Annotated in this window: 16 protein-coding genes; 10 read left to right on the top strand and 6 right to left on the bottom strand. The window is 53.6% G+C overall.

Features of this window, described 5'->3' with window-relative positions:
- Positions 1–117 precede the first annotated feature (117 nt).
- The 3 genes from BLO43_RS06870 to BLO43_RS06860 form a co-directional block, all read right to left on the bottom strand.
- Entirely contained in the window at positions 118–762 is a 645-nt protein-coding gene (locus BLO43_RS06870) for a PEP-CTERM sorting domain-containing protein (protein WP_090906433.1), read from the bottom strand.
- Positions 763–825: 63 nt separating this feature from the next.
- A complete protein-coding gene (locus BLO43_RS06865) occupies positions 826–2,919 on the bottom strand; it encodes a PhoX family protein (protein ID WP_090906432.1) in 2,094 nt (697 codons plus the stop codon).
- A gap of 222 nt (positions 2,920–3,141) precedes the next feature.
- A complete protein-coding gene (locus BLO43_RS06860; protein ID WP_090906431.1) occupies positions 3,142–4,449 on the bottom strand; it encodes a glycerophosphodiester phosphodiesterase family protein in 1,308 nt (435 codons plus the stop codon).
- A 571-nt stretch (positions 4,450–5,020) separates the two neighbouring features.
- Between BLO43_RS06860 and BLO43_RS06855 the strand changes: the two genes are divergently transcribed.
- The 5 genes from BLO43_RS06855 (at position 5,021) to BLO43_RS06835 (ending at position 10,319) form a co-directional block, all read left to right on the top strand.
- Positions 5,021–6,679 carry a DUF2341 domain-containing protein gene (locus tag BLO43_RS06855; RefSeq protein ID WP_090906430.1) on the top strand — a complete coding sequence of 553 codons (1,659 nt, stop codon included), beginning with the start codon at positions 5,021–5,023 and terminating at the stop codon, positions 6,677–6,679.
- An 11-nt stretch (positions 6,680–6,690) separates the two neighbouring features.
- Positions 6,691–7,095: an ExbD/TolR family protein gene (locus BLO43_RS06850; RefSeq protein ID WP_074630844.1), complete on the top strand. Its 405-nt coding sequence runs from the start codon at positions 6,691–6,693 to the stop codon at positions 7,093–7,095.
- Positions 7,096–7,099: 4 nt separating this feature from the next.
- Positions 7,100–7,768, top strand: a complete 669-nt coding sequence (locus BLO43_RS06845; protein WP_090906429.1) for a TonB C-terminal domain-containing protein — start codon at positions 7,100–7,102, stop codon at positions 7,766–7,768.
- Between the two features lie 24 nt (positions 7,769–7,792).
- Positions 7,793–9,496: a putative porin gene (locus BLO43_RS06840; RefSeq protein WP_090906428.1), complete on the top strand. Its 1,704-nt coding sequence runs from the start codon at positions 7,793–7,795 to the stop codon at positions 9,494–9,496.
- A 130-nt stretch (positions 9,497–9,626) separates the two neighbouring features.
- The gene (locus BLO43_RS06835; protein WP_254773368.1) at positions 9,627–10,319 is read left to right on the top strand and encodes a DNA repair protein; all 693 of its coding nucleotides are present in this window, start codon (positions 9,627–9,629) and stop codon (positions 10,317–10,319) included.
- A 275-nt stretch (positions 10,320–10,594) separates the two neighbouring features.
- On the opposite strand, the gene BLO43_RS06830 is transcribed toward BLO43_RS06835, so the two are convergent.
- From BLO43_RS06830 to BLO43_RS06820, 3 genes are all read right to left on the bottom strand, one after another.
- Positions 10,595–10,858, bottom strand: coding sequence for a hypothetical protein (locus tag BLO43_RS06830; protein ID WP_090906427.1), 264 nt, complete (start codon positions 10,856–10,858; stop codon positions 10,595–10,597).
- A 393-nt stretch (positions 10,859–11,251) separates the two neighbouring features.
- On the bottom strand, positions 11,252–12,685 hold the full coding sequence (locus tag BLO43_RS06825; RefSeq protein WP_175443881.1) for a heavy metal sensor histidine kinase: 1,434 nt from the start codon (positions 12,683–12,685) through the stop codon (positions 11,252–11,254).
- On the bottom strand, positions 12,672–13,346 hold the full coding sequence (locus tag BLO43_RS06820; RefSeq protein WP_090906425.1) for a heavy metal response regulator transcription factor: 675 nt from the start codon (positions 13,344–13,346) through the stop codon (positions 12,672–12,674). Before BLO43_RS06820 ends, BLO43_RS06825 begins: the two co-directional genes overlap by 14 nt.
- Positions 13,347–13,804: 458 nt before the next feature.
- Between BLO43_RS06820 and BLO43_RS06815 the strand changes: the two genes are divergently transcribed.
- The 5 genes from BLO43_RS06815 (at position 13,805) to hpnH (ending at position 19,280) form a co-directional block, all read left to right on the top strand.
- Positions 13,805–14,368: an anthranilate synthase component II gene (locus tag BLO43_RS06815; protein WP_090906424.1), complete on the top strand. Its 564-nt coding sequence runs from the start codon at positions 13,805–13,807 to the stop codon at positions 14,366–14,368.
- Between the two features lie 76 nt (positions 14,369–14,444).
- Positions 14,445–15,488, top strand: coding sequence for an anthranilate phosphoribosyltransferase (gene trpD, locus BLO43_RS06810; protein WP_074630852.1), 1,044 nt, complete (start codon positions 14,445–14,447; stop codon positions 15,486–15,488).
- Positions 15,489–15,490: 2 nt separating this feature from the next.
- Complete coding sequence (gene trpC, locus BLO43_RS06805; RefSeq protein ID WP_090906423.1) at positions 15,491–16,324, top strand: indole-3-glycerol phosphate synthase TrpC; 834 nt, start codon at positions 15,491–15,493, stop codon at positions 16,322–16,324.
- 269 nt (positions 16,325–16,593) lie between these two features.
- Positions 16,594–17,847, top strand: a complete 1,254-nt coding sequence (locus BLO43_RS06800) for a porin (RefSeq protein WP_090906422.1) — start codon at positions 16,594–16,596, stop codon at positions 17,845–17,847.
- A gap of 323 nt (positions 17,848–18,170) precedes the next feature.
- Positions 18,171–19,280, top strand: a complete 1,110-nt coding sequence (gene hpnH, locus BLO43_RS06795; RefSeq protein ID WP_090906421.1) for an adenosyl-hopene transferase HpnH — start codon at positions 18,171–18,173, stop codon at positions 19,278–19,280.
- Positions 19,281–19,375 lie beyond the last annotated feature (95 nt).

Here is a 19,375-nt window from a genome sequence, read left to right as displayed (position 1 = left end):
TTTCGTCATTCCGGGCTTGACCCGAAATCCAGTCTGAACCTTTATCGGCTTCCGCCGTGGAGCGAATTCGCCAAGACAGAAAGCCTTAGCGAATCATCGTTAATGAAGGACGAGTGGTCAACCGGCGGATTCAGGCTTATTCCTACTTATTGCTGTCCTACGGCGGCGAGCTGTCCAACCTACAAGGCCCAATCCCGCCAGGAGCATGGCGTATGCCTCCGGTTCCGGGATCGGTGTTGTAAATGTCACGTCGTCAGCCACCAGCCCTTGCCCGCTGAATGAAATCGAGCGAATGTCGGCGCTCGTCCGTGTGATGCCGAAGAAGCTCCCTGAATTGAGGCCATCCGGTGTATCAATACTAACGGTATGGGACTCGATTACCTGGTGGTTATCCCCCAAAACACTGATGACCACGGGGCTGCCGTTGTAACTGTTAAGAAAAGCTCCCACGGCTTGGGTCAGTCCAGTGACGAAGGTAAAACTGAGCGTGCCGGTGATATCCGTGCCAGCAAAATGATTACCTGCGCCCCATATGCCGTTGTTCCCCAGATCGGCGATGTAGGCGCCCAGGATGGAGTTCGGAGTGCCGGTGAAGCTTACGCCGGGTGCGACGATCTCCGGGCCGCTGGTGATAAGGCCGTCAAAATTCTCGAAATCGATGCTTTGCGGATCAAGGATATCGGTGGCCCTTGAGGTGAGCGCGGCATGAGCCGGCAGGGCAAGGCTCATGGTGCAGGCTATGAACAGGGCTTTCAGCTTCATGAGGTTTCTTCCTTTTCGAGACGCGATGATTTTAGCATCGCGGGGGTGAATTAAACGGCCGCCTCAAGTGCCAATCACGCCGCCACCGTCCTTGGTGATGACCACCACCGCGGAGCGTGGCTTGAATGCGGATGGAGAACCGCTGGCCGTGGTCGGACCATTGATACCGCTATCGGGCCAGGTCGAGTTCTCGGTGTAATGGGTTTGCCAATCCTCGCCAGGGTGCTGGATGCCGATGAACAGGGTCTTGCCATCCGGGGTATGGGTGACGCCGGTGACTTCGCAGTTCTTCGGCGCGGTGAGAAACCGGCGGGTTTCTCCAGTAGAGGGGTCGGCGCATAGCATCACGTTTCCGCCGATGTTGGCCCAGTCGCCGGTTGCGTTGCCAATCTGGTCGGTCTCGATCCACAAGCGGCCGTCCTGGTCGAACCAGAGGCCATCCGGGGCGCCATAGTCGTCACCGATTATGTTGCCCCGGTGGTGAGGCTGCGGGGCCAGCTTGTCGCCGCATTCGACAAAAATATCCCACTCGAAATCCGTAGCATCGACCTTGCCCATGCTTTCGCGCCACCGGATGATGTGGCCATAGCGGTTGTCCGGTCTCGGATTTGCGGCGTCCACCGGCGGCCGGGCGCTGCCGGCGCCGGTGGTGCCGTCTGGATTGTTGCCGGAGGGCGGGTTGCTGCCGCGGCGATTGTTGTTGGTGAGGGTAATGTAGACCTCGCGCGTGACGGGGTGCGACGCTATCCACTCCGGACGGTCCATCATGGTGGCGCCCAGGCGATCGGCGGCCTGGCGGGTCTTGATCAGCACTTCGGCCTGATCGGCGAAGCCGTTTTCCGGTACCAGGCCATTCTGGCCCCACGTAAGGGGCAGCCAGAGGCCGCTGCCGCCGGCGTCGAACCGGGCAACGAAAAGCGTGCCGGAGTCCAGCAGATCGCGATTGGCGGCGCGGTTCCTGGGGTTGTATTTATTGGCGCAGACAAATTTGTAAAGATACTCATTGCGCTCATCGTCACCCATGTATATGGCGACTGTGTTGTCGGCGCCCACCACGCTCCAGGCGTTTTCATGCTTGATACGACCCAGCGCGGTGCGCTTGATGGGAGTGCTTTTTGGGTTCCAGGGGTCGATTTCCACCACCCAGCCGAAACGATGCGGCTCATTCGGGTTGAGGTCGGTGCGGAAGCGCTGATCGACCTCGTGCCAGCGGTAGCCGGAGCCTCCCTTGACCACGCCGTAGCGTGCCTGGCCGGCAAGAATTTCCTGCTTCCGCTGCGGATCGGATACGCCGATTGCATCCCCGGTCTCGTTGGAGAAATAGCCATTCCAGTTTTCCTCGCAGGTAAGGTAGGTGTCCCAGGGGGTATAGCCGTTGGAGCAATTATTAAGCGTACCGAGCACTTTCGTGCCGCTGGGGTCGGCGGCAGTCTTCATCAAATCGTGGCCGGCGGCTGGACCGCTGAGCTTGCAGGGAGTGTTGCCGGTGATGCGCCGGTTAAAGGCGGAGGGACGCTTGACTTCCCAGATGCCGTCTTTTTTCCATACCTCGACCACGCTTATGCCATGCGCGGCCTGCTGGGCGCGTATCATGTCAAGGGTGATGGCAGCGGCCGCGTAGCCGGATGCGGGAGTGATGTTATTGACCAGGGGAGGATCGACGTACTCATGGTTGGTTACCAGCAGACCGCGAGTATTGGCGATGCCGGCTGCGCCCGTGGCGGGGAAAGGGAACAGGTGCATGCCGTCGATATGGGCGCCGAAAGTATGCAACTGCACCGTTTCGGTCATCGCGCCCGAAGAGTCCCAATGTGGCGCATCGGTGAGGGAATCGCCCCAGGCGGCCAGTACCCGGGCAGTGTAGCCGGCGGGTACGGTGACCCTGTCATCCCCCGCCGAAAGATATAAATTGGCGGGCACCGAACTGAAGCCGATGCCGTTCAGAGGGGCGGGTGCCGCATAGGCATACTTGACCAGGCCATCGAACAAAGAACCACCGAATGCGGCCATCGCCGTGATGCCCAGGGAACCTTGAAGGAAGGTCCGGCGCGATAGTTTGCGCGCTTCGATCAGATCATGGAGGGACGGGTTGTTGGATTCGTTACTGCTGGTACGACGGGGATTTGTTTTTCCATCGGGGTGCAGGGCGCTGCTCATCATATCTCCTTGCAGGTGTCAGGGGTGTTCAGTGAGTGGCTTGAATTGAACGCATAATTGTTCTACATGAGCTTATTTTCATACTCTCGTGTTACAAATTTTGTATTGTCATAAAAGCTAATAGTCTATGACCGGCCTCCAGTAACCCTCCGCCCCGCGCAACGGCGCCATTTCGCGCCGTTGCGCCTTACTCCGTACCCTGAAAGCCGCGGGATCCGGGAATTATTTGAGTTTCATGCAATTGGCATAGTAACTCACGGTGGCGGCCCAGTCGCTGAATATGCCGCGAATGCCGACATCCCTGGCCAGAACGTCCAGCACTTTCATCATGTCGCCTTCGCGCTTGATGGCGGAATCAAAAGTCTGATAATAAAAGTCGTTGTTGCCATCAGCCAGAATGCCGGAACGCTCCAGGGTCCAGGTGATAATGTCGAGTCCAGCGGCCTTGGCGTGACGGGCATATCGGGAGGCCACGATGTTGCCGTTGCCATCGATATCCAGCAGCGCAAACATGGGCGGGGCGACGATATTGATGCCCTCGGCCTTGTAGGCGGCCAATTGCGCGGCATTGGGCAGTTCAGCTACGATATTGGCGTCGTCAAGGTAAACCGCCTGTTTGCCGAACTGCGGTTCGTTGGCGATCCAATAGCGCACGTCGCGAATGTCGAAGGACTGGGCATACACATTCCGGGGCTTGACGTTCGCCGCCTTGTATTCGTCAATCATCTGTTGAGCATAGTGTGCCTGCGTATAGTCGCCCACACCGTCGCCATCGCTGTCGTAAGGCATCGTCACGCTGGCGCTTTTGAGTTCGGGTGTCATTTTCACGCCCAGCGTCTTGAATAACTGGATACTCTCCTTGTGGGTAAGCAGGGTGCCGCTGGTGGGACCGGCATACAGGTCCGTGCGCCAGTTGGGTGTGCCGCCCAGATACTCCGCAATGCTCGTCGCGGCGGGGTTGAAGGCATCCATTTTGCCTTTAAGACTCTTGAATTCCTCCACAGTGATATCGCTGGTGCAACACTGTGCCGAAGCCTCCTGAATAATGTTTCCGGCGGCATCAACCTGCGCTGGTGTGAATGGCTTGGCGCATTTTTCAGCCAGCGGCGTAGCAAGAATATTGGTGGTGGTGTGCAGATCGCACTGCGAATGGCGGCAAACCAGTTCCTTGTCCTTGGTGAAGGTCACGTCGCACTCCACAATACCCGCCCCCATGCGAGCAGCCGCCTCGTAAGATTCTTTCGTATGTTCCGGAAACTGCAAAGCGGCGCCACGGTGGCCAATGGAGAAATCGGTCTTACGGAACAGGCCATTGCCGCAATGTTTGAGCCTGTTCTTGAGAGCGCTGGGCTCCATGTCATTGACGAGGAAGAAAGGACGCGGACCGAGCTGGATATTCATACTGTTTCTCGATTCGCCATCATCCCCATCGTCATCGTGCCGGCTTGCGGAAGAGGCAATGTCGATGATGGATAGCGTAGCCAGCAGGGCAAAAGCCGCCAGTGCGAAAGCTGAATTTTTGGTAGACATGTCGGGCTCCGGGTAACAAAAAACTTTGGTAGTGACATCTACGATCAATGGTAACTTCTGACGCTACCTGTTTTCTTTTTCAATTTGACGTGGCTGTTGTTAATCCAAACGGATCAAAGCGAGAAAATCGTACCGCAAAAAAACCTGCCTGTAGCAGCAGGAAACATCAGAACAAGTCCGGCTTGGACGCAGCCCGCAAGCCGGGGAATAAAAGCCGGAGTCAACACCAAATAAATTCTTTCCGTCCCTCTCGCAGGGGCGAAATCCACCGCGCAAAAATCTCCATTTCGATGAAACGACAGCCGCCGGTTCAATGCAAATTCTAATGGGCTGGTTCATCGTCCTATGTTACAAAACCCTATTGATATTGCAGGCTAAGCCTGAGTCAAACAGACTAGACGCGATTAGTCGGATTCCCGCCCGCGATGGCCGTGGATATTAATTCTCCAACCTTCAACGCGTTCCATTGCCCAGGGACCGGTCATGATGCGTTCGGATCATTATCGCTACTAATGTCTGTAATCTGGGACGCGCATAATCCTCGCTCGTTTATACCCAGGTTGATAGACCCATGCGTGTCGTTACGTTCCTGCTTGCGTTTGCTTTATGCACCGTTTCTTTATCCAGTCACGCTTGGTGGAATGACGAATGGACCGGCCGCAAGAAAATCACACTGACCAATCCAGCGGGTGAAGTCGCGGATGCGCCGGTACTGATCCGCTTGCACACGGGAAACTTTGATTTTTTCTCGGCCAACGATAACGGCAGCGACCTGCGCCTGATCGCCGGAGATGACAAGACTGAACTGAAATTCCATTTTGAGAAATGGGATGTAGGGAATGAGTTGGCGCTGGTATGGGTTAACGTACCTAAATTGTTATCGCAGACGGAAATATTCCTTTATTTCGGTAACGAGAAGGCGACCTCCGCAGCGAATCCGAAAGCCACTTACGATGCCGCCAGCGTCGTCTATCATTTTGCGGAGCCGGACGGAAATCCCCAGGACAGCGGCGTAAACGGCCTGCATGCGGTGCAGTCTTCCGTCCAGCGGGTAGCTGCCTCCTTCTCGAACGGTGGTGCCGGATTCAACGGGTCACAAAGCATCACGCTTCCCGCCGTGAATGCAACCAGCGGATTCAGCTTCGCCGTATGGATCAAGCCAGCCTCGCTGGATGGCGTCATCGTTCAATCCGATGGTCTGCGCGTCTCATTGGAAGGCGGTATGGTCAAGGTGCAATCGGGCGCGTCAAGCCTGGTGTCCAGCACGGCGGTGAGCCTGGGTAAATGGCATCACCTTGGATTAACGGTATCGAATGCGCTACGCATATATGTGGACGGCAAGCCGGCGGGCGAAGCGCCGGGCGTGGTATTGCCAACCGGCAGCGCAACGCTGGGGGCTGGATTCCAGGGTGAGATGGACGAGTTGCAGGTGTCTGGCGTGGCGCGCAATGCGGACTGGATTGCGGTGCAGGCCGCGCAGGGGCAGGACGGCAAACTGGTCACCTTGGGCGAGGATGAGGCAGGCGAAGGCGGTGAAGAAGCCTCGCACCTGGGCATTATCCTCAAATCATTGACAGTGGATGGGTGGATTGCGATTGGTTTCCTGGCGATCATGCTAATGATCGCCATATGGGTGATGTACAGCAAGGCTGTCTACATTAACCGGGTGGATAAGTCCAATCACCGCTTTATGACCAAATTCCGCGAACTATCGACCGATCTGGCGGTGATAGACAAAGCCAAGGGGTTGGGAAAAGAGTTCGAGCATTCGTCGATCTACCGTATTTATCATATTGGCGCAGTTGAATTGGCGCATCGCTTCGACGATACCGATGCGACCCATATTGACAAGTCGCTGTCGCCGCAATCGCTTAATGCGATTCGCGCCAGCCTGGACGCCGGGCTGCTGGAAGAAATTCAGCGCATGAACAAATTCATGGTACTGCTCACCATCGCCATCTCCGGCGGGCCCTTCATCGGCCTGCTGGGCACGGTAATGGGGGTCATGATCACGTTTGCGGCGATTGCGGCCGCTGGTGATGTCAATGTCAACGCCATTGCGCCCGGCATCGCGGCGGCCCTGGCGGCGACGGTGGCGGGGATGGGGGTAGCGATCCCCTCACTGTTTGGCTATAACTACCTGGCTTCACGCATCAAGGCCATCGTATCGAGAATGCATATCTTTGTCGATGAGTTTATTACCAAGCTTGCCGAAAATTACAGCCGCTGACAGGGAATGGCATGAAGGTTCAGGAAGACAACGAGCTTTACGACGAGATCAATGTGGTGCCCATGCTGGATCTCGCCTACGTGTTGCTGGTGATTTTCATTATCATGACGACGGCATCGGTACAGGGTATAAAAGTCAACCTGCCCAAAGCCAGCAGTTCCCCCAGTCTGGCTAAACCGCAAACCAAAGCGATCACGATCAACGAAAGCGGGCAAATATTTCTGGATGCTTATCCCGTGACGCTGGATGAGCTTCGAACCCGTCTGGGTCAATTGAAAGCGGCTAATCCAGAATTGCCGGTCGTAGTCAAGGGGGACACGGTAGTGCAGTACGGCAAGGTGATGGATGTACTTGAATTACTGGGTCAGCTGGATATCACGCAGTTGGGCTTGGTGACCCAGCGCCTGGTGAAATAATGCCATGGAAGACCCCAAGGAAGAGCAAAGGCCAGTCTCCTGGAGGCGCTGGGCAGGTGTTGCGGTTTGTGGAGTTGTCCTGGTCGGGTCGGGGCTGTGGTTGAAACATTTCCTGGACGACGATACGCCGCAGAGAAAGCCGTCGCTTCAGCAGATTACTTTGATCAAACCGCCGCCTCCCCCGCCCCCACCGGAAAAACCCCCGGAACCGGTGGTGAAGGAAGAAATAAAGCTGGCCGAACCAGAGCCAGAACCGATGGATCAAGCCGATGAACCGCCGCCGGGGCCGGATCTGGGTGTCGATGCCGAAGGAACGGGAAGTGGTGACGGATTCGGACTCGTGGGGAGGAAAGGCGGGGCCGATCTTATCGGCGGCTCCAGGGGGAATCCATGGGCCTGGTATGACGCCATAGTAAATGACGCGGTGAATTCCGCTTTTCAGGATGCGCTGGCGCGTGAGCATGCGCTCAAAGACAAGACTTACAGGGTGGTGGTGAAGGTATGGATTGACGCTGACGGGAAGGTATCACGAATAGCGGCGGTCGATAAAACAGGTGATCCGAAAGTCGATGAATTAATCCAGGATGTGCTGAAGAACTTGCGGACCCTGCGTGAGAATCCACCCGCCGACATGCCACAACCGTTGAAGATACGCGTGACCTCGCGTGCCTGATTTTGTATAAGAAAAAAAACTATAATGAATATCCGATTGATACTCACCCTTGCCGCCATGACGGCGATATTCGCGGGCGGCGCGCACGCAAAACCCGATGAGCGCGAGAAGGTCGAAGTTCTGTATGAAACCACGTTGAATCTGATTCGGTTGCTGGTTGAGCAAGGCGTGATCAAGCAGGAAGTGGCCGACGAAATGATTAAAAAGGCGGAACTGAAGGCAAGGGCTTCCCTGCAGCAAGCACAGGGGAACCCGCAGCCGGCGGCTGGCGAGCCGAAGAAAGGCGAGGTACGGGTTCCTTACATACCCGAGCATGTCAAAAAGGAAATTCGCGATGAGTTACGCCAAGAAGTGGTGGGTCAGGCCAAGCAGGAACGCTGGGGTGACGTGAATGCCGTTCCCGAGTGGGTTAACCGCTTTACGATGGAAGGAGATATACGCCTGCGCGAGCAAGCTGACTTTTACGCCAACACCAACGCTCCCGCGGCCAATTTTCAGGCCAACGGCCAGAATATCGACAATACCACTGAGGACAGCCTTCATCGGGAACGGGTGCGCTTCCGGCTCGGCATCAACGCCAACGTCACCCGCGGAGTGGATCTGGGGTTGCGGTTAACCACCGGTAATATCAATGATCCGCCACTTACCGGGGATGTATTGGGCCCCCCCCCGATATCCATCGGATCGCCGGTCTCCACCCTTCAGACATTTGGAACCTTTAACAGCAAATTTGCCATTGTGGTGGATCAGGTTTACCTCAAACTCAAGCCCCTTGATTGGGTCACGGTCAGTGCCGGACGTATTCCCAATCCTTTCTTCGTGGGCACTGTCGGAAATATCTACACGGGAACGCTCAGGACGGGGCCGCATACCGTACCCACGGCCGGAGTCGTACACACCGATCTGTTATGGGACGTTGACCTAAACTTTGAAGGGCTGGCAATCAATCTTCATCCTTGGCTGAAAGAAGAAAGCAGGACCGTCAAGCCGTTCCTCAACGCCGGGGTATTTCCATTGCAGCAAATCAATCAAAGCGAGACCGTCAAGGCCAAGGACAAATGGTTCTTCGGGGCTCAGGCCGGATTGGAGTGGGCACCCGAGAATACCGACACCAAGTTCAGGCTGGGAGCCGCCTATTATGACTACCGCAATATTAACGGCGTCCGCAACCCGAACTTTGGCGATACTCTGTTCAATCAGAGCGCCCCGCTGTTCAGGCAAAAAGGCAACAGTCTTTTCAACATCGACAACGATGGTGACCCCACTACTAATCTATGGGCTTTGGCGGCCGATTACCGGCTTGCCAACGTGACCATGGTGGCTGACTACTCCAAATTCAAGCCCATCCATGTTATTGGCACTGTGGACTACGTACGCAACGTGGGTTATGACGAGAATAAAATTTTTGCCCGCAGTGGGCAGAACATCAAGCCGGAGATCGATGCTTATCAGCTCCGCCTCACCGTGGGTTACCCCATAATCGCGGAGCGGCACCAGTGGCAGGTTTTTGGGTTTTATCGCCGCTCCGAGCGGGATTCGATGCTGGATGCCTTCACTGATTCCAACTATCTCATGGGCGGAACCAACCACAAGGGCTACACTATCCAGGGCCTGTACGGCGTGGCGCATAACACCTGGCTTGGCCTCCGCTATATGTCATACGATCAAGTCAGCGGCTTGCCTCTGTCCATCGATTCGATCAATCTGGATCTGAATGCCCGGTTCTGACTTTTTGAGCGGAAGTGGGGCCGCGAGTTTCCGGCTGGCAGGGAAATGCGGGATCCAAAAGGTGTGCTTACCGCGCACGTATGGTGGTGGTGGGTTCAACGCCTATACCGTTTCCTGTGAGAGACATTAATTGGATAAAAAAACTCTGCTGACAATCGAAAGCTTTCGCATGAATAACCGTAAGAAAATGATTCCGCGATGGTTGTGCCAAGGAATCGCCGTCGTATTGCTGGCGGGAGCCTTGTCCCCCCCTTCCCTGGCTGCAAGCGCCGCCGGCAATGCGGATCAAAAAAAGGAGCGGCAGGCATTACGCCGCATGCAGCAGCAATTGAACGAAGTACAGCAGCAGAAATCGGCATTGGATCAGGAAAAAACAGCGCTGGAAGAAACACTGAAAAAAACCAGTAACGAAACGGAATCCCACAAACGATCTGCGGCGAGCGCGGCGGCCAAAGCGTCCCGGCTTGAGCGGGATATCGAAGCGGCGAACAAGGAAACAGCCGAATTGCGCACCCAGCTTGATGGAGCGGGCAAGCGGAATGAAGAACTGTCCGGTCAACGCAAACAATTGGAACAGGATCTGAAGAATATGACAGCTGCCCTTACAAAACAGAATGAGCAAACAAAACTTTGCGAAACGCATAATGGCGAGCTTTATCGGATAGGCCGGGAACTGTCCGATTGGTATACCAGCAAAGGCGCCGTGAACGCCATACTGGAGGCGGAGCCATTTACGGCGATGAAACGCGTCGAAATGGAGAACCTGCTTGAAACCTATCGGGACGAGATTGAGGGTCAGCGTCTCGAACGTTCCATTCATTAAGGATGCTTCGGGTAATCCCTGTGCCTTTCGCGGGGGGCTTGCCGGGGTTTGAAGCCTCCCCCCTTACCTTCATCCTGGTCCATCTGCCCGGACACCGGGTCATGAGAGATTTACAATCTCTTTCTCGAGCGGATTATTTTTTAATCTTCTGAATCTTCAAATGATACGCTGCTGCGGTGTTGGCGACCGGTCACAATTGCGCCGGGCCATCTTTTACTTGTGCCGCGTACCAGTTACTTTTTTTGGCTTTGGCGTGCTGTTCGGAAGAAAGGCGGTCAGTTTGATGTTTTTAAAGCATCAGATAAGAGGAGGCGAATGGCGGTCACCGTGTTCTCTACACCCATGTCAAAATGCTCTGAAATATTTGAGTCCAAACACTCCACTCGAATAAGTTCTACTTCTTTCTCAAAATCATTTCGCAAGTTTTTCCGTTTATCGGTTGGCAACGAATTTATGAAGCAAATCAGTAAACAAAGCATAGCGAAATTCTCGCCTTTTGCTTCGCTCAGTCTTGCCAAGGCATCCCTTAAGGTTTCCAAAGTGGTCCCCCTCCATAATGAGACAACGTGCGCTTGGGAAAGTCGCGTGATAGCTCTTCGGCACTCGTCTATAAGATAAATATGATCATACTCGAAACATTATTTTCTGACCGTGAGCAATAAGATCACCTAAGAGCTTAGCAACTATGCGATTAGTTTCTATAGTCATCTCCAGCCCGAAGTGGTGTGTACTATTGATTTCAAACCATAGTGTTTCAAAAGCCACCATGGTGGATTATAGGGAGGGAATTCTGACGTGAAGATGGCGAAATTATTACGAATCTGTAATGTTCGGGGAAGGGCTGTACACACCCTGTATGTGATATGGAAGGTGCTTTGCGAAGCCGGGGGTATGAGCCCTGCTTGTCCGTCGGATAACGCTATGACGTACGTTTAGGCTGGAAAGAAAAGCCGCACTGCCGTGCCTTCGCCGATGACGCTCTGTACAGTGATGTTACCGCCATGCAGGCCGATAATCGATTTGACGATAGCCAGTCCGAGTCCCGCGCCCTCTGCTTCCCCGTTACGCGAAGGATTGATGCGGTAAAAACGGTCGAATATTTTTGGCAGATGTTCCTGGGCAATGCCTATGCCACTATCGCGGCAGATGATCCCGGTTCCTCGCTCCTGGCTGGAATCTATGGAAAAAATGATGGAACCACCATCAGGGGTGTGATATAGGGCGTTGGCAAGTAGATTACTAATGGCTCTCTGGAAAAGATCTGGATCGACTTTAGTCGTTGCATCTCCTTCGCACAGTACCCTGATACTTTTCTCCGTGGACACCGCCTCATAAAATACGATTATTTTCTCGATTTCCGTGCGCACGTTAATGAGCGAAAGTGCAATCACAGCCTGCTCGCTGTCTGCTCTAGCCAAGAACAGCAGGCTGTCCAGCATCCGTGACATGCGGTCGTATTCTTCCAGACTGGATGCGAGTATTTCGCGATACTCATGGGCCTCGCGCGGCTTGGATAAGGCCACTTCCGCTTCGCCGCGCAAATTATTGAGCGGGGTGCGCAACTCGTGCGCCAAATCGGCGGAGAATTGCGAAAGACGATTAAATGAATCCTCCAGTCGGGCAAGCATGCTGTCCAATGCTCGTGTCAGTAAAGCCAGTTCCCGGGGCCATGGTGCGCTATTGAGACGTTCGTGCAGTTGGCTGGCAGTAATGCGTTCCGCGGCACCGGTAATATCCGCAAGTGGTCTCATGCTGCGTTGCGTAATCAGAATACCGATGATCACGGATACCAGAATACCAACCAATAATATGTCGAATAAATAATACTCATACCGGGTGATCAGCAGCTCCTCCTCTGTCTCATCCAGGGCTACCTGTATTTGCCGCCGGGAGCCGCTGAGGGAATTGTCTTCTGCCCATGTGGCGATCAGCCAATAGGTTTTATTGGTGTCGGAGCGCCATCTTTTTGCCTTTGGGGGGCGCGTCTCGGGAGAAGGAAATGCGCTGGTGGGGATTTCCTGTTTCATACCGCGGGACTCGTGCAGCGTACGACCAGATTCGTCTAATATCCGGCTATGCGTGAGATGTTGGGATCCGGCGAATGCGATGTTTTCCTCGGTGATCTCGCGCTCCAGTACCTGAGTATCTCCCGGCTGTTCCCGTAAAATAGTCTCAAGAATGCCAAGTCGACTGCGCAGAAAATGCTCATCCTCCTGTTCCAATGTCGTGATAAGAACCCAGTACAGGAACCCCGAGGTAAAGAAGAGCATGGCAGAGGCCGATAGTGCATACAGCCATGCCAGCTTCCGGGAAATCGATCCGTGCGTGGGGCCGGTATTCGACTGAAAGAGATTATCGGTTCTCAAGCACGTACCCCACACCACGAATGGTATGGATCAATTTCTGCTCGAATGGATCATCGACCTTGCTGCGCAACCGGCGTATCGCCACGTCAATGACGTTGGTATCACTGTCGAAATTGATGTCCCAGACCATCTCGGCAATCAGTGTGCGGGATAATACCTCTCCCGTGCGCCGCATTAGCAGCGATAGAAGTGCAAATTCCTTGGGGGTAAGGTCGAGGCGGCTCCCATTGCGTGTGACTTTTTGGCGTCCAAGTACTATTTCCAGATCGGCAATTTTCAGGATTTCACTATACAGGACCGGCGTGCGCCTCAGTAGCAGACGAACTCTTGCCAGCAGTTCGGAAAAAGCAAATGGTTTTATCAGGTAATCGTCGGCGCCGAGCTCCAGTCCTTTTACCCGGTCGCTCACAGTATCCCGGGCAGTCAGGAAAAGTACGGGTGTCCGCTTGTCTTCCTTGCAGCGCAGCACCGAAAGTATAGACCAGCCATCCCGCTCCGGCAGCATCACGTCCAGGATAATGAGGTCATAGTCTATGTCAAGCGCAAGAAGCAGACCTTCATCACCATCCTCGGAAGTGTCGACAACATACCCAGCTTCAGACAATCCCTTCTTAAGAAAGGAGGCGGTTTTTTTTTCGTCTTCGATAATTAAAATATGCATTGATATAATTAACGTATAAGCACCTTACGATCACATTCAATTGAGAAAGTTTTTTCTGGCATCAGAAATTTTGTAGAGCTTAGACAATAGTTTATACCAGAGCGTGGTAGAGCATAAATTAGATCGAATTTAACCGTACTTTTGTTGCTGGATCAAGCAAATGGGGTGATATCAGCCTACGTAGGGCCGGGATTAAATACTCCCGTCTACCCAAGGAGAACGACTTGTCCTGTTAAGAGATTCAAGCTGTTTCGAATCGAGAATTATCTGCGTATGGAAGCTGCTAAAAATAACCACAGCCAGATCCCCATCTGGAACTTCTGGTATATTCTAAAACTAACTGGGAGATAATGACGTATTTGGCTTTGGGTCAAAGCCAGCGATATCTCAAGAAAAAGCGGGTATTGAGGGACTAACATTGGTTTCTGGACGAATAAAATCAAATAGATAGCGGTGATATGCTGTTGATGATCGATAATTACGATTCCTTTACTTACAACCTGGTGCAATATTTTGGTGAGCTGGGTGAGGAAGTGAGGGTGTTTCGCAACGATGAAATCACGCCTGATGAAGTTGCACGGTTAAGGCCCGCGCGCATTGTCATTTCGCCCGGCCCTTGTACGCCCAGCAAGGCGGGGATATCGATACCGCTGATTGAACTTTACAATAGCCAGGTTCCCATACTGGGGGTCTGCCTCGGCCATCAAAGCATAGGCCAGGCATTTGGTGGCAAGATCGTTCATGCCAGAAAACTCATGCATGGCAAAACTTCGCCCATTTTCCACAAAGGCACAGGTATGTTTCGAGATCTGCCGAGTCCGTTTACGGCGACGCGTTATCATTCCCTTGTCATTGAACGTGAGAGTCTCCCGGATTGCCTGGAAGTCACTGCCTGGACGGAGGATGGCGAAATCATGGGCGTACGCCATAAGACTCTGGTGGTCGAAGGTCTCCAGTTTCATCCGGAATCCATTCTGACCGAGCACGGACACAAATTGCTGAAAAACTTTCTGAATCAGTGAGAGCCATGTCTCCGCACCTGGCTGTGCGCTTCAAACGCCGCACAATCTACCCTGGCCAGCCCTTGGATTCGGGATCATGAGCCCGCAGGAGGCGCTGACGCGCATTATCGAGCACCGCGAAATATTTCATGACGAGATGCTTTCGCTCATGCGCCAGATCATGCGGGGAGAGTTGTCGCCAGTGCTCATCGCGGCCATTATCACCGGACTGCGGGTGAAGAAAGAAACCATCGGTGAAATTACCGCCGCGGCACAGGTGATGCGCGAATTTGCCACCCGGGTAGAGGTGGCGGATCATCGGTATCTTGTGGATACATGCGGGACCGGCGGGGATGCCGCGCATACTTTCAATATTTCCACCACCGCCGCTTTTGTCGCCGCCGCTGCTGGAGCGCGTGTCGCCAAACACGGTGGGCGCTCCGTATCCAGCAAATCGGGAAGCGCCGATGTGCTTGAGGCCTTGGGCGTCAACCTTGATCAGACACCCGGACAAATAGCGGAGGATATAAGGGAAATCGGTCTCGGTTTCATGTTTGCTCCCAATTTTCATAGTGCGATGAAGCATGCCGCGCCGGTGCGGCGAGATCTGGGGGTGCGCACATTGTTCAATATCCTGGGGCCATTGACCAATCCCGCCGGGGCGAAAAATCAGGTGCTGGGTGTATTTCATCCCGATCTTGTCGGTATTCTCGCGCGGGTGTTGCAGCGCCTGGGCAGTGATCATGTGATGGTGGTCCATGGCGGGAACGGGCAAGGCGGTCTGGATGAAATCACCATAGCGGGTGAGACTCGTATCGGTGAACTCAGGCGGGGCGAGGTGACCGAATATACTGTTAAACCGGAGGATTTTGGTTTGAAGGCGGCCGCGATTGAAACGATACAGGCGCAAGACAGCGTACAATCCAGGGAAATGTTGATATCGGTGCTGGATAATCAACCAGGCCCCGCGCTTGATGTTGTGCTGCTCAATGCGGGGGCGGCGATTTATGTCGCAGGGGTGGCGAAATCGCTGGTGCAGGGTGTGGAAAAAGCTCGCGCCGCGATAGAAAGCGGTGCGGCCAAGGCGAAGCTGCGGGAACTGATCAAGTTCTCAAATCGGAATAGTGTCTTGCCAGGTTAGTCATGTCCAATATTCTGCAAGAGATTCTGACCGTCAAAGTACAGGAAATTGCCGCAGCAAAAGCGATCAAGCCGCTATCCGCGATGCGTCAGGAAGCGGAAGCGGCCCCGCCGCCGCGTGACTTCACGGGAGCGATCCGCGCTAGAATTGCCGCTGGCCTGCCCGCGGTCATTGCGGAAATCAAGAAAGCCAGCCCTAGCCGGGGCGTGCTGCGTGAGCACTTCGATCCTGCCACGATCGCCGCGAGTTATGCGTCGCATGGCGCAGCCTGCCTGTCGGTGTTGACCGACAGCCAATTTTTTAGTGGTGGCACGGAATACCTCAAGCAGGCCCGGGCCGCTTGCGACCTGCCGGTGCTGCGCAAAGATTTTATGCTGGACGAATATCAGGTGATCGAAGCCCGTGCGATGGGAGCGGACTGCATTCTGATCATTGTCGCGGTGTTTTGCATGCCTTCGTCTTTGACCGGACAACGCCACTCAGAAAACGAAATCGTTGCGGGAATGCGCAAGCTCGAATCGCTTGCCCGGGAATTGGGCATGGGGGTATTGATTGAAGTTCACGATCGTGTGGAACTGGAACTCGCGTTACAGTTATATTCCCCCCTGATTGGCATCAACAACCGTAACTTGCGCACGTTCGAGACACAGCTGGATACTACGCTGCAAATGCTTGAGCATATTCCGCCGGCGCGTATCGTGATTACCGAAAGCGGAATTCACACGCCGGCCGATGTGATATTGATGCGTAATCACCAGGTTGATGCTTTCCTGGTGGGGGAAGCGTTCATGCGCGCCGATGATCCGGGGGTTGAACTGGAACGATTATTCGTGTAGGGTTTAAGTCACTGAAAATGGCCGAACAGGCCTTCTTCTCCGGGTGTATGCGTTGTGAATCGCGGTATAGTCAATTTTGTTGCAAAAAAGCAACACAAGTTTCTCCCGTATTCCGAAAGTTTCTTGATTTCCTTGCTACACGTTGTTGCTTTGGGCACAATCTCTCTCAACCTTCTCACTTTGAGAGGTCCAAGTAGCGGGACGCACTTTACCGAAAATAGGGTCGGTGAGATGGCCCCACCGTTTCAACTTTAAAGGAGATTTTCCACATGAAAAAGAAACTGATTGCACTGGCTGTCGCCGGGGCACTCGCAGCCCCGGTGGTTGCATCCGCTCAGGGGACGAATGTCACGATATTTGGCCGGGTGCAAGCTGAATATAGCCTGGTCGATTTTTCCGGTACGCCCAGCCAGGGATCGTTGCAGGACAATTCCCGTTCGTCACGTTGGGGTCTGCATATCACCGAAGATCTGGGCAATGGGTTTAAGGCCAATGCCCGTTTGGAACAGGGCTTGAATGCCGGTTCCGGTTCGGCTACCACCCCGCGTGAGCAATGGGTTGGTCTTTCCAGCAATCAATGGGGCGATATCAAATTCGGCCGTGTTCAGTCTCCATTCAAGGACTTCGCGGGCGGCATGACGATTGATCCGTTTGCCTACACCACACTGCAAGCCGGCGGTTCCGGCGGCACCATGACTGCAAGCGCCAATGGTATGGGTTCCGGTGCGAATACGTTCGTCAACAGCGCGATCCGTTACGATTCCGCTAACATAGAAGGTTTCTCCTTCTCAGGTTTATTGATGCCCGGCGACGCAAATACGCTTAATCCTCTCCAACAGGGCGGCATTTTCTCCGGCATAGCCCCCGGCGGCTTGGGTAGCAATGGTAATACCGGCGGTAGGAATGGCGAATTCGATGGTCAGGCCGCTGCCAAATACCATATGGATTACATGGGCATGGGTTTTGATATATTCGGTGGCTATTCCAGGGACAATGCCAACCAGACACAGAAGTCCATAGGTTTGAAGACCGAAGAAGTATGGCGTGTTGGTGCCTCCTGGGCTTTCGAAAACTTCAAGCTTAGCGGTCAATATGAAGACATCAACAATGCTATTGGCGCCGCAACCTGTAGCACTGCTGCTTCCCTGACGGCTAATCCGCTGGATGCTCCTGGAGCCGGTTCAGGACAATGTAATTCTGCCATGAACGCCGGTGGGGACGGAAATATCTGGTTTGCCAGTGCCCAATACAGATGGGGTAATACTACTTTAGTGGCTCAAGGCGGTATGACCAAGGCACATGCGGGTGGTATCAATTCAGCAGCGAAACGCAGCTCTGACAGCTTTACGGTAGGTGCCATCCACAACCTCAGCAAGCGCACCAGCGTTTTCGGTGGCTATCAGCATGTATATGTGGATAATCCCAACGCTGCGTCAGCAAATGATATCGGTGGTATAGTGGCTCCCAGCTATGCAACGGGTAGCCGCGCTACCTACACGGTTGGTGTTCGTCACAACTTTTAATCGAGTCAAATCAATTGGAATGGGGCGCTTCGGCGCCCCATTTTTTTGGCCGGATTTGTGATGAAATATGCTGTGCGGGAAATTCAGGACCAAGTTATAAACAAGACTCGCGTATTAACCCTAAAGTGGCTGTGTGTTTAGTTTATGAGGCATACGTGCTAATATACTGATGCAATAAAATGCCACCAGGAAGAAACAAAAAAGAGAGATGACATAGGCCGCCAGCGCAGCGTAAAAAATCTTTATGATTTTAGAATAATAAGAACAGTGGTTTCTGTGCGGCTATCAGTCAGTTTTATTGAAGTTTTTTGGAGGATTTACTCATGGGAGTTCCTTTACGTCAACAGATAGCTGTCGGTAGCTATCTGCTCAAGCAAAAGTTGAAAGGAGTAAAAAAATATCCTTTGGTCCTGATGTTGGAGCCTTTATTCCGCTGTAACCTGGCCTGTGCGGGCTGCGGCAAGATTGATTATCCGGAAGATGTTCTTGACCAGCGCCTTTCATTTGAGCAATGCATGCAGGCTGTTGATGAATGTGGCGCACCGATGGTATCGATTCCCGGCGGCGAACCATTGATACACAAGGAGATGCCGCAAATTATCGCGGGTATCATTGCCCGGAAGAAATATGTTTATCTCTGCACGAATGCGCTTTTGTTGAAAAAAAGGATTGATGACTATACGCCGTCTCCTTACCTGACTTTTTCCATCCATCTGGATGGCATGAAAGAGAGACATGATGCCTCGGTTTGTCAGGACGGCGTTTTTGACCGTGCGGTTGAGGCAATCAAATTGTGTGTGGCAAGAGGATTTAGAGTTACCGTGAACTGTACCCTGTTTCAGGGTGAAACCCCGGAGGACGTTGCCGAATTTCTGGATTACGCCATGGAGCTAGGCATCGAGGGCGCAACGATTGCACCAGGATTCAGCTATGAACGTGCGCCGAAGCAGGATATCTTTATTAAGGGACAAGATACCAAGAAACTATTCCGGGGTATTTTTGAAATCGGCAAGAAGCGCGACTGGAAATTGAATCACTCCAAGCTTTATCTTGATTTTCTGGCCGGCAACCAGGATTACGAGTGCACCCCATGGGGTAATCCGACGCGTAATATATTCGGCTGGCAGAAACCCTGCTATTTATTACCGGATGAGGGGTATGCGGCCAGTTTCCAGGAGCTGCTGGATGATACTCCCTGGGAGAAATACGGGAACAGCAGCAATCCCAAATGTGCGCAATGCATGGCCCACTGCGGTTACGAAGCGACGGCCGTTGAAGATACATTGCAGCATCCGCTGAAGGCATTGCTCGCCTCGCTCAAAGGTCCGAGAACGACCGGTCCAATGGTGGCCGAGCCTACACCTAAATGGGTAACCGAAGAACTGAAAGCTCGCAAAACAATTGGCGGAATTCCTGTCAGGGTGGAGCGATAGAAGATCCGGTCAGCGAGTTGGCGCGGAGCATTCACGTGGGTTCGGTGGCGCGTCAGAGCGCCATCGAATTCGCGAGTTGTTGCCAGCGTGTAGTT

The organism is Nitrosospira sp. Nsp13, assembly GCF_900101945.1.
Lineage (GTDB): Bacteria > Pseudomonadota > Gammaproteobacteria > Burkholderiales > Nitrosomonadaceae > Nitrosospira > Nitrosospira multiformis_D.
The sequence above is the reverse complement of the archived record's forward strand: the minus strand, read 5'-3'. Positions and strand labels throughout refer to the sequence as shown.